Raw genomic sequence first — 9,342 nt, 5'->3', positions numbered from 1 at the left:
GAAACTGTTGATGATAATGGAGACAATGATCCTACCAATGATGAGACAATTACAGATATAGAACAGTTATCTAATTTGGCTTTAACCAAGACAGGTATTTATGTAGATGTTAATGCAGACGATCTGCCTAATGTTGGAGATGAGATTCAGTATACTTTTACAGTAGAGAATACGGGTAATGTTGATATAACTAATATTGTTCTTACCGATCCATTAACAGGTATTGTTGTAACAGGTGGTCCAATAGATTTAGCAGTTGGTGAAATAGATATGACAACGTTTACTGCAACGTATGTGTTAACTGCAGAAGATGTCTTGTTAGGAGAAGTTATAAATCAAGCTACCGTTACAGGTCAAGATCCAAATGGAGATGATGTGATAGATCTATCTGACGATCCAATAAATACTACTGATGTAGATCTTGATAATGATGGTGATGCAGAAGATGAAACTGTAACGATTATAGAAGGAGTGTTCACAGATGAAGATGATCCTATTATCGTATACACAGGAATTAGTCCTAATGGGGATGGAATTAATGATGACTTTAGAGTTATAGGTTTAAGAAATTTCCCTGACAATACATTAAGGATTTATAACAGATGGGGAGTTCAGGTATTCGAAGAAGAAGGATATGAACAACCAGGTGTAGAATTGTTTAAGGGAATTAGTAACGGAAGGGTTACCATTTCTCAGAAAAATGAACTGCCTGTAGGTACGTATTACTATGCTTTAGAATACATAAATGCTAGAGGATTGAATACATATAAAGCAGGTTACTTATACATAAACAGATAAATTTATATTTGGAATAGTATATATTTGTTATTCCCTAAATCAAATAATGATACTTATGAATAGACTATTAACAATATTTATGCTGACTATATTTGGCTTAATAGCAAATTATAGTATTGCACAACAAGATGCTCAGTATACCCAATATATGTATAATACAATTAGCGTAAACCCTGCATATGCAGGTAGTCGAGGAGTTATGAGTATAATGGGGCTGCATCGTAGTCAATGGGTTGGGTTAGACGGTGCCCCAAGAACTCAAACATTAACATTAAATACACCAATTGGTGATAATAATAAAGTAGGGTTGGGACTATCAATAGTTAATGATGAAATAGGTCCCACGAATGAAACGTATTTCGATATTGATTTTTCCTATACGATTCCTACTTCAGAAAGAGGTAAACTGAGCCTTGGGGTAAAAGCAGGAGGACATTTACTAAATGTTGATTTTGATAGACTATCACAATTTGAAACAGGAGATCCCCTTTTTGGTAATGGTAATATTGATAATAAATTTAGTCCCAACGTAGGTGTTGGGTTTTACTATCATACAGATAAATTTTATGTTGGGTTAAGCGCCCCAAATTTATTAGAAACGGATCATTTTAATGAAGGAGCTGAAATAGATGATAATGGTAATTCATCATTTATTGCAGAAGAACGGATTAATTACTACTTAATAGCAGGACATGTTTTTGACCTTAGTGATACTGTAAAGTTTAAACCAGCTGTATTAAGTAAATTAGTTTTTGGTGCTCCCTTACAGGTAGATATTTCTGCTAATTTCTTGTTGTACGAAAGAATAACACTTGGAGTTGGATATAGATGGAGTGCAGCATTTAGTGCTATGGCCGGATTCCAGGTGTCAGACTCTTTAATGATTGGTTTTGCCTATGACAAAGAGACTACCGAATTAGGAAGAACACAATTTAATGATGGTAGTTATGAAGTGATGTTACGTTTTGAACTATTCAGAAAATATAATAGAATGCTAACACCCAGGTTCTTTTAATTATAAAGCATTGCATAATTCAGATAAGTTGATTTTTAGATTACATAAAATATAGCCAAAAATAAAATGAAGGGATTATTACACAAATTATTATTTGTTATCGTTGGATTTTTCTTTGTGAACTCCATGTTTTCTCAAGAAAGAAAATTAAAAGCAGCACAGGATCAGTATGACAAATACGAATATATTAATGCACAAGAGACGTATCTTAAAGTTGTTAAAAAAGGATATAAAAGTGCAGATCTATACAAGAATTTAGGAAACAGTTATTATTTTAATAGCCAATTTGAAGAAGCTTCAAAATGGTATGAAGAGTTAGTGAATTCTTACCCTAGTGAAGTTGAACCAGAATATTACTTTAGGTATGCACAGACATTGAAATCTACAGGGCGATACGATGATGCAGATGTGTATATGAAAAAGTTTGTAGAAGCTAGTTCAGATGATCAACGTGCTCAGTTGTTTCAAGATGAACCAAATTATTTGAAACGAATAGATTTTCAATCAGGAAGATTCGAGATAGAGAATTCTTCTATTAATTCTTCATTCACTGATTTTGGTTCTGCTTTTTTTGGGAAATTTGTAGTTTTTAGCTCTTCTAGAGATACACTTTTGTTCAAAAAAACTGTTCATCAATGGAATGAAGAACCATTTTTAGACTTATTTAAGGCAGAATATAATCCTACTAATGGAGAACTTTCTGAAATAGAAAAGTTTGATAGTAAGATAAATAGTAAGTTTCACGAATCCACTCCTATTTTTGCAAAAGATGGTCAGACAGTATATTTTACTAGGAATAACTATGACGGTAGAAAGTACGGAAATGATAAAAAAGGAACTAACCGATTAAAAATTTATCGTTCCTATAAGAATACGCAAGGAAGTTGGACAACTCCTCAAAACTTACCTTTTAATAGTGACCAGTATTCTACGGCTCATCCAGCACTTAGTGTAGATGAAAAAACATTGTATTTTTCGTCAGATATGCCAGGAGGCGAAGGTCAGTCTGATATTTATGAAGTTGCGATAAATTCCGATAAGAGCTTTGGCGAGCCAAAAAATTTAGGAAGTAGAATTAATACCGAAGGAAAAGAAACCTTTCCTTTTGTAAGTGCTAATAACGATCTTTATTTTGCTTCTGATGGTCATATTGGACTTGGTGGATTAGACGTTTATGTAACTCGACTGAACCCACAGACAGATGAAGAAAAATTAATAGTTAATATTGGTAAACCAGTAAATGGTCCTGATGATGATTTTGCTTTTATTGTAGATGATGAATCCAAAAGAGGTTATTTTTCGTCAAATAGAGATGAAGGAAGAGGAAAAGATGATATCTATAGCTTTCTACAGTTAGAAGATCTTAAAAGCTTTTGTGAGATTACAATTACAGGTGTTGTAAAAGACGAAGATACTCAAGAATTATTACCAGGAGCTAAAGTTTCCATTTATGACAGTAGCAATAATCTTTTAGAGAGTTTTGTTGTAGGAGATGATGCAGCATATAGTCACTTGATAAAATGTAGTTCTAAATATTTTGTTCGTGCAGAAAAAGAAACATATCTAACTTTAGAAAAACTAGTAAATACGCCAGGAAAAACCGAAACGATAGATGTGCCGTTATTGCTAGAGAAAAAAGTAAAATCTGCTGATGTAGGAGACGACCTTGCTAAAGTACTATCTTTAAATCCTATTTACTTTGATTTTGATCAACATTATATACGTCCTGATGCAGCAGTAGAACTGGCTAAGGTGATTGAGGTGATGAATCAGTATCCAGAGATGAAAATTGATGTAAGATCTCATACCGATAGCCATGGCGATGATGCATACAATCTGTGGTTGTCTGAACAAAGAGCGAAATCTACGATTGATTATATGATAGTTAAAGGAATTTCTGCGAACCGATTAACAAGTAAAGGATACGGAGAAACACAACATGTAAATGATTGTGGAAATGATTCTAATTGTACAAAAGCAGAATATCAATTAAATAGGCGAAGTGAATTTATTATTGTTAAGTAATATATAACAGCTCTGTATAGATCAAGAATATATGTTAGTCTATCTAAAAAACACCTTATTTGTTAAGGTGTTTTTTAGCTTTAAAGACATAACGTCAAACAAGGCTGACATAAACAATTCTTTATTTTATGCCAAAAATGGTATAGATTATGAATTGCTACTACGATTTCGTAATTTTGAGGCAATACAAAAAAATGGAAGAAGAAAAAGTCATTTTAGTCAATGAAAATGATGAGCAAATTGGGTTAATGCCTAAGCTTGAAGCACACGAAAAAGCACTATTACATAGAGCATTTTCTGTTTTTATTCTTAATGATAAACAAGAATTAATGCTACAACAACGAGCTCAACATAAATATCATTCGCCAGGGTTATGGACAAATACTTGCTGTAGCCATCAACGAGAAGGAGAAACCAATCTGAAAGCAGGAATTAGAAGATTGCAGGAAGAAATGGGATTTACTACTCCACTTAAAGAAACTATATCGTTTATATACAAAGCACCATTTGATAACGGTCTTACAGAACATGAATTAGATCATGTGATGATTGGACACTATGAAAATAATCCAGTAATCAATCCAGAAGAGGTTGCAGACTGGAAATGGATGGCGATTGAAGATATAAAAGAAGATATGGTTAATAACCCTAACCTTTATACGGCCTGGTTTAAAATTATTTTTGATAAATTTTACTCACACATCACATTATGAAGATAAAAGCCTGTAGGAAAGCACATTTTAACGCAGCACATCGATTGTATAGAAAAGATTGGAGTGATGAAAAAAACACTCAGGTTTTTGGGAAATGTAGTAATCCTCTATACCACGGACATAATTATGAATTAGTTGTTGCTGTAATAGGTGATATTGATCCTGAAACGGGTTTTTTAATTGATTTAAAGATATTAAAAGACTACATCAAATCTGAAGTAGAGGATTATATGGATCATAAAAACCTTAATGAAGAAGTTGAAGAATTTAAAAATTTAAATCCAACAGTGGAAAATATAGCCGTTGTAATTTGGAATAGACTGCGTAAAAAGCTAGATTTAATGTATGATATCGAAGTTACATTATTTGAAACCCCTCGTAACTATGTAATATATAATGGTAAATAAAATTATTTATGGCTTTGAAACTAGGGAGTAAAATTCCCCAATTTACAGCAATTAAAGATGATGGCACTGATTTTCAAAGCAATGATTTTATCGGAAAAACCCCACTGGTAGTTTATTTTTATCCCAAAAATTTCACCCCAGGATGTATAAAAGAAGCTTGTGACTTTAGAGATAGTTACGAAGATTTCAAAAATATGGGAGTAGAGGTTATAGGAATAAGCTCTGATAGTATAAAATCTCACGAAAGATTTAAAAGCAAATTCAGATTACCGTTCATTTTTTTATCGGATGAGAAAGGTGATCTAAGAAAAATTTTTGGTGTAAAAGCAGGTCTGTTTGGAATGTTGCCAGGTAGAGAAACCTTTGTAATAGACAAAGAAGGTATAATTAGGCTAAAATTTAACAGTATCAATTCGTCACAACATTTGAAACAAGCTATTAAAACAGTTAAAAAAATGATGAATGGATAAAGATTCACTATATATATTAAAATTCAAACCAATCCTTAAAGAAAAAATATGGGGAGGTTCTAAGTTAAATACCCTTCTAGGAAAAGAAGCAAAAGGTTCTTCTATTGGTGAAAGCTGGGAAATAAGTGATGTAAAAGGAGAACAATCTGTTGTAATTAATGGAGCTTATAAGGGGGAGACGTTAAAGGATCTTCTAACTTCTCATCGAGAAAAACTAGTAGGAGAAAAGAATTTTAAACGTTTTGGAACTAAATTTCCTTTACTTATTAAGTTTATTGATGCTAAGGAAGACCTTTCTGTACAATTGCATCCAGACGATGAAATAGCGAAGCGAAAACATAATTCACTAGGTAAGACTGAAATGTGGTACATTACTCAAGCTGATAAAAACGCTAATATTATTATTGGTTTTAATCAGAAAGTAAGTCCGGAATTATATCAAAAGCATGTCACTAATAAAACAATAAAGAATATTCTTCATTATGAACCTGTATCCTCTGGGGATACTTTTTTTGTATATTCTGGATTGATTCATGCAATCGGTAAAGGAGTATTGTTGGCAGAAATACAGCAAACATCAGATATAACATATCGCGTCTACGATTGGGATCGTAAAGATGCTAACGGAGGCTATAGAGAGCTTCATCAGGAAGATGCTTTAGAAGCTATAGATTTTAATGATAGTACAGATTACAAGGTGTCTTATGAGCCGAGAAAGAATGAAGTAACAGATTTGGTTAATTGTCCTCATTTTGTAACAAATTTGATAGAAGTTGATACGGAAATTTTGTTGTCTCATGAAGTATTCGATTCTTTTGTGATATATATGTGTGTAGAAGGTGAAGCAGAAATAATTAATGGAGAACAGAGAATAGATATTAACTTTGGAGAAACCATTTTGGTTCCTGCATCTATCCATGAAGTAAAAGTGATCTCCAAAAGAGTAAAACTTTTACAGACTTACATTTAAATCTAAAACCTCATATTTTATTGATATTTCAGCATGGAATAGATTTTCTATTGCAGAAGCAGGGTTAAAAGACTAATTTTGCATAAAATAAATTAGAAATGGCAAATAAAAGAAATCTAAAGAAGGATATTAACTACGTTTTAGGTGATATTATAGAAGAAGTGTATATCTGGGAAGAAAACAATCCTGATAAGGATAAAAAAGCAGGAGAAGTTATTATTGATGAAGCGATCACATCGTTTGATGCATTTATGGCTAGAGTTAGTGATCGTAATGTGGAAAATACAGCGAAACACTTTAAGTCTATCAAAGAAGATTTAGAGAAAACAGCTAAGTCTTTAGCTGAGAAAGTAAATTCTTTATAATTTTTTTTGAAAAGTATTTGTAAATATGATTACAGAAATTATATTTGCAATCGCTTTGCCGATGTAGCTCAGCTGGCTAGAGCAGCTGATTTGTAATCAGCAGGTCGTGGGTTCGAGTCCCTCCATCGGCTCTAAGTGTTAACTCCAAACTTTTAATTTAGTTTGGAGTTTTTTTATGGAATAGAATTAGGATAGTCGAAGGGTTGATTTTGAGCTTATTGAAAGGATTTTATCAATAGGTTCTAAGTATAAAACATAACTTCGACAGGAGTTGGTTTTTTGTGTTACATGATAAAGACATGTAGGATTTATTCTTAAACAAAGTGGAATATATGCCATATGTGACACAGAAAATATAAAGTTATTGTATGGTGAATCAAAAAAGGCTGAAGAATGATTCCATTCTTCAGCCTTAAATAATTAATTTTAAACCTTATTAATCAGTATCGATTATAGGACGACACATTTAATTTTCCTTTTTTACTTCAATTCTTTTCGCTTCTTTAGCTTTTCGCTCTCCTAAGTATTCTCTAAGCTGTTTTCCGTAGATTGATTTTTTAACTCTCGGAGATAATGATTTTGCTACAGTATCTAGATATTTAATGTTAGCATCAAAAACTTCGTTAAGTGTAATATAGGGAGCTACTTCTAGTTTTCTATTGTTAATGGCAAAATTAATTGTGTATAAATATTTCTGTCTTAATAAATTTTTATAAGCTTTGTCGTTTTCAGATAATTTCTCCTCATCATTTTGTTTTTTAGCCTCATAATCTTCCTTTATGATTCTCAGATTCCTTTCATTGAATCTCTTATTCATTTTGTTATACTCTACTAGTTTAGCCTGATTTTTACCTCCTGAAATAATAGCATCTCTATCAAAACCATTTAAGGAGGTGTTGATAGAAACTTCTCCAACCTCTGCGAAAAATTCAATACGGTCATTAAATTGAGTGCCGTCGTGCTTGTCAAGGTATAGATAATGTATCTCGGGTTCCTTAACATCGGTTTGAAATGCAAATTGTGGATTACCATCAATAATCAAAGAATCTAGATTTACTAAAGTAGTATCCTGTATTTTTTGAAGATAAAGAGTTCCTTTTTTAAGCCCTTTTACCGTTCCACTAATAGAAACATTTCCTTCTTTCTTTTGAGTACTACAACCTAGCACAAGAATAGTTAAAAATAAGATGGCAGAAATTCGTTGCATTGATAGTTTTTTGATTTAAAAAAAATGGAGTACAAAGATGCTATAAATTAGATTGAAAAACTAACTTCCAGATGCAATTTGCATCAATATCGTACACAAAATAGCACCGTATGTTCCTACTACATATCCGAAAACGGCTAATAGCACACCAACAGTAGCAAGAGATGGATGGAAAGCTGCAGCAACTACAGGAGCAGAGGCTGCTCCCCCTACATTTGCTTGGCTGCCAACTGCCAGAAAAAAGTAAGGCGCTTTGATGAGCTTAGCTACACCTATTAATAATAACGCATGTATTAGCATCCACACAAGTCCTATTAGAATAAGCTTAGGTTCATCTAATATTTGACCCAAATCCATTTTCATACCTATGGTGGCTACAAGTATGTAGATAAAGATGCTTCCTATTTTACTTGCTCCTGCACCCTCATATTTCTTTGCTTTAGTATAAGATAATAAAATTCCGATAAAAGTAGCTATGGTAATCATCCAAAAGAATTTGGAAGTAAATGAAGATAGGGCAGAACTTTTATCATTAAATACTTCAAAGTTATTTGATAAAAAGCCAGAAATTCCTCCAGCACCCCAATGCGCTATCCCTACAGTTGTAAATGCTATAGATAGCATAATTATATAATCAGTTAAAGTAGGAGTTCGAGACACGCTTTTTGCATATGTCGATACTTTCTCTTTTAGAGATTCTATAGCACTACTATCTGCTTTTAACCAGTGATCAATTTTTTTACTTTTTCCAATTCCAATAAGTAGAATAGCCATCCAAAGATTCGCTACTACAATATCTACCACAACCATAGCTCCATACTTATCAGGATTATACTCATAGATCTCTAGCATCGCCGCCTGATTAGCACCTCCACCAATCCAACTGCCAGCAAGAGTGGATAATCCTCTCCAGACAGCGTCTGGCCCAATACCCCCTAACGCATCAGAAGATATAAAGGAAATTAGTAAAATGGCAATGGGACCTCCGATTATAATACCGATAGTACCTGTGGCAAACATAATTAGTGCCTTAGGACCTAAATTAAATATGCTTTTAAGGTCAATACTTAAGGTCATTAGCACCAGAGAAGCAGGTAATAAATATCTACTAGCAATAAAATAAACACTTGATGATTTTTCTATAATTTCTCCATTACTATCTATTTCTTTCCATTCTGGAGAGATGATTCCTAAAGAATTAAATATGGCCGGAAGTAGATAGCAAAGTAAAAGAGCAGGAACGAATTTATAAAAACCTTGCCAAAAACTTGTTTTAATAGAAGAAGTGTGAAAAACGAGACCTAAACATAATAATAGAATTCCAAAGACAATAGTGTCATTGGTGAAAAAAGGAGCATTTTCCATAGTGTGA

General features: G+C 32.7%; 10 protein-coding genes and 1 tRNA gene. 9 read left to right on the top strand and 2 right to left on the bottom strand.

What is annotated here, in order from left to right; genetic code table 11:
- The 9 genes from Q0921_RS12360 to Q0921_RS12320 form a co-directional block, all read left to right on the top strand.
- Nucleotides 1–798, top strand: a 798-nt coding sequence (locus tag Q0921_RS12360) for a gliding motility-associated C-terminal domain-containing protein (RefSeq protein WP_299257225.1), incomplete at its 5' end; no start/stop codon positions are given.
- A gap of 55 nt (nucleotides 799–853) precedes the next feature.
- Entirely contained in the window at nucleotides 854–1,813 is a 960-nt protein-coding gene (locus Q0921_RS12355; RefSeq protein WP_299257223.1) for a type IX secretion system membrane protein PorP/SprF, read from the top strand.
- A 66-nt stretch (nucleotides 1,814–1,879) separates the two neighbouring features.
- Nucleotides 1,880–3,838, top strand: a complete 1,959-nt coding sequence (locus Q0921_RS12350; protein ID WP_299257221.1) for an OmpA family protein — start codon at nucleotides 1,880–1,882, stop codon at nucleotides 3,836–3,838.
- A gap of 194 nt (nucleotides 3,839–4,032) precedes the next feature.
- Nucleotides 4,033–4,551, top strand: a complete 519-nt coding sequence (gene idi, locus Q0921_RS12345) for an isopentenyl-diphosphate Delta-isomerase (RefSeq protein ID WP_299257219.1) — start codon at nucleotides 4,033–4,035, stop codon at nucleotides 4,549–4,551.
- Nucleotides 4,548–4,958 (top strand): 6-carboxytetrahydropterin synthase, encoded by a 411-nt coding sequence (locus Q0921_RS12340; protein WP_299257218.1) that lies wholly within the window; start codon nucleotides 4,548–4,550, stop codon nucleotides 4,956–4,958. The genes idi and Q0921_RS12340 overlap by 4 nt, the downstream gene beginning before the upstream one ends.
- Before the next feature lie 8 nt (nucleotides 4,959–4,966).
- Entirely contained in the window at nucleotides 4,967–5,428 is a 462-nt protein-coding gene (locus tag Q0921_RS12335) for a peroxiredoxin (RefSeq protein WP_299257217.1), read from the top strand.
- On the top strand, nucleotides 5,421–6,398 hold the full coding sequence (locus Q0921_RS12330) for a type I phosphomannose isomerase catalytic subunit (protein ID WP_299257216.1): 978 nt from the start codon (nucleotides 5,421–5,423) through the stop codon (nucleotides 6,396–6,398). The genes Q0921_RS12335 and Q0921_RS12330 overlap by 8 nt, the downstream gene beginning before the upstream one ends.
- A 98-nt stretch (nucleotides 6,399–6,496) precedes the next feature.
- Entirely contained in the window at nucleotides 6,497–6,763 is a 267-nt protein-coding gene (locus tag Q0921_RS12325; RefSeq protein WP_299257215.1) for a hypothetical protein, read from the top strand.
- 57 nt (nucleotides 6,764–6,820) lie between these two features.
- A tRNA-Thr gene (locus Q0921_RS12320) sits at nucleotides 6,821–6,894 on the top strand.
- A 335-nt stretch (nucleotides 6,895–7,229) separates the two neighbouring features.
- Here the strand turns inward: Q0921_RS12320 and Q0921_RS12315 are convergent.
- Nucleotides 7,230–7,970 (bottom strand): DUF4369 domain-containing protein, encoded by a 741-nt coding sequence (locus Q0921_RS12315; protein WP_299257213.1) that lies wholly within the window; start codon nucleotides 7,968–7,970, stop codon nucleotides 7,230–7,232.
- A gap of 60 nt (nucleotides 7,971–8,030) precedes the next feature.
- Nucleotides 8,031–9,335 (bottom strand): DUF819 family protein, encoded by a 1,305-nt coding sequence (locus Q0921_RS12310; protein ID WP_299257211.1) that lies wholly within the window; start codon nucleotides 9,333–9,335, stop codon nucleotides 8,031–8,033.
- Nucleotides 9,336–9,342 lie beyond the last annotated feature (7 nt).

The sequence above is a fragment of the uncultured Aquimarina sp. genome (assembly GCF_947496855.1).
Taxonomy (GTDB): domain Bacteria; phylum Bacteroidota; class Bacteroidia; order Flavobacteriales; family Flavobacteriaceae; genus Aquimarina.
The sequence above is the reverse complement of the archived record's forward strand: the minus strand, read 5'-3'. Positions and strand labels throughout refer to the sequence as shown.

What these genes read in the sequence shown, in the direction of transcription:
- Q0921_RS12355 (WP_299257223.1), top strand. Translation starts at nt 854, where the DNA reads ATGAATAGACTATTAACAATATTTATGCTGACTATATTTGGCTTAATA.
- Q0921_RS12350 (WP_299257221.1), top strand. Translation starts at nt 1,880, where the DNA reads ATGAAGGGATTATTACACAAATTATTATTTGTTATCGTTGGATTTTTC.
- idi (WP_299257219.1), top strand. Translation starts at nt 4,033, where the DNA reads ATGGAAGAAGAAAAAGTCATTTTAGTCAATGAAAATGATGAGCAAATT.
- Q0921_RS12340 (WP_299257218.1), top strand. Translation starts at nt 4,548, where the DNA reads ATGAAGATAAAAGCCTGTAGGAAAGCACATTTTAACGCAGCACATCGA.
- Q0921_RS12335 (WP_299257217.1), top strand. Translation starts at nt 4,967, where the DNA reads ATGGCTTTGAAACTAGGGAGTAAAATTCCCCAATTTACAGCAATTAAA.
- Q0921_RS12330 (WP_299257216.1), top strand. Translation starts at nt 5,421, where the DNA reads ATGGATAAAGATTCACTATATATATTAAAATTCAAACCAATCCTTAAA.
- Q0921_RS12325 (WP_299257215.1), top strand. Translation starts at nt 6,497, where the DNA reads ATGGCAAATAAAAGAAATCTAAAGAAGGATATTAACTACGTTTTAGGT.
- Q0921_RS12315 (WP_299257213.1), bottom strand. Translation starts at nt 7,970, where the DNA reads ATGCAACGAATTTCTGCCATCTTATTTTTAACTATTCTTGTGCTAGGT.
- Q0921_RS12310 (WP_299257211.1), bottom strand. Translation starts at nt 9,335, where the DNA reads ATGGAAAATGCTCCTTTTTTCACCAATGACACTATTGTCTTTGGAATT.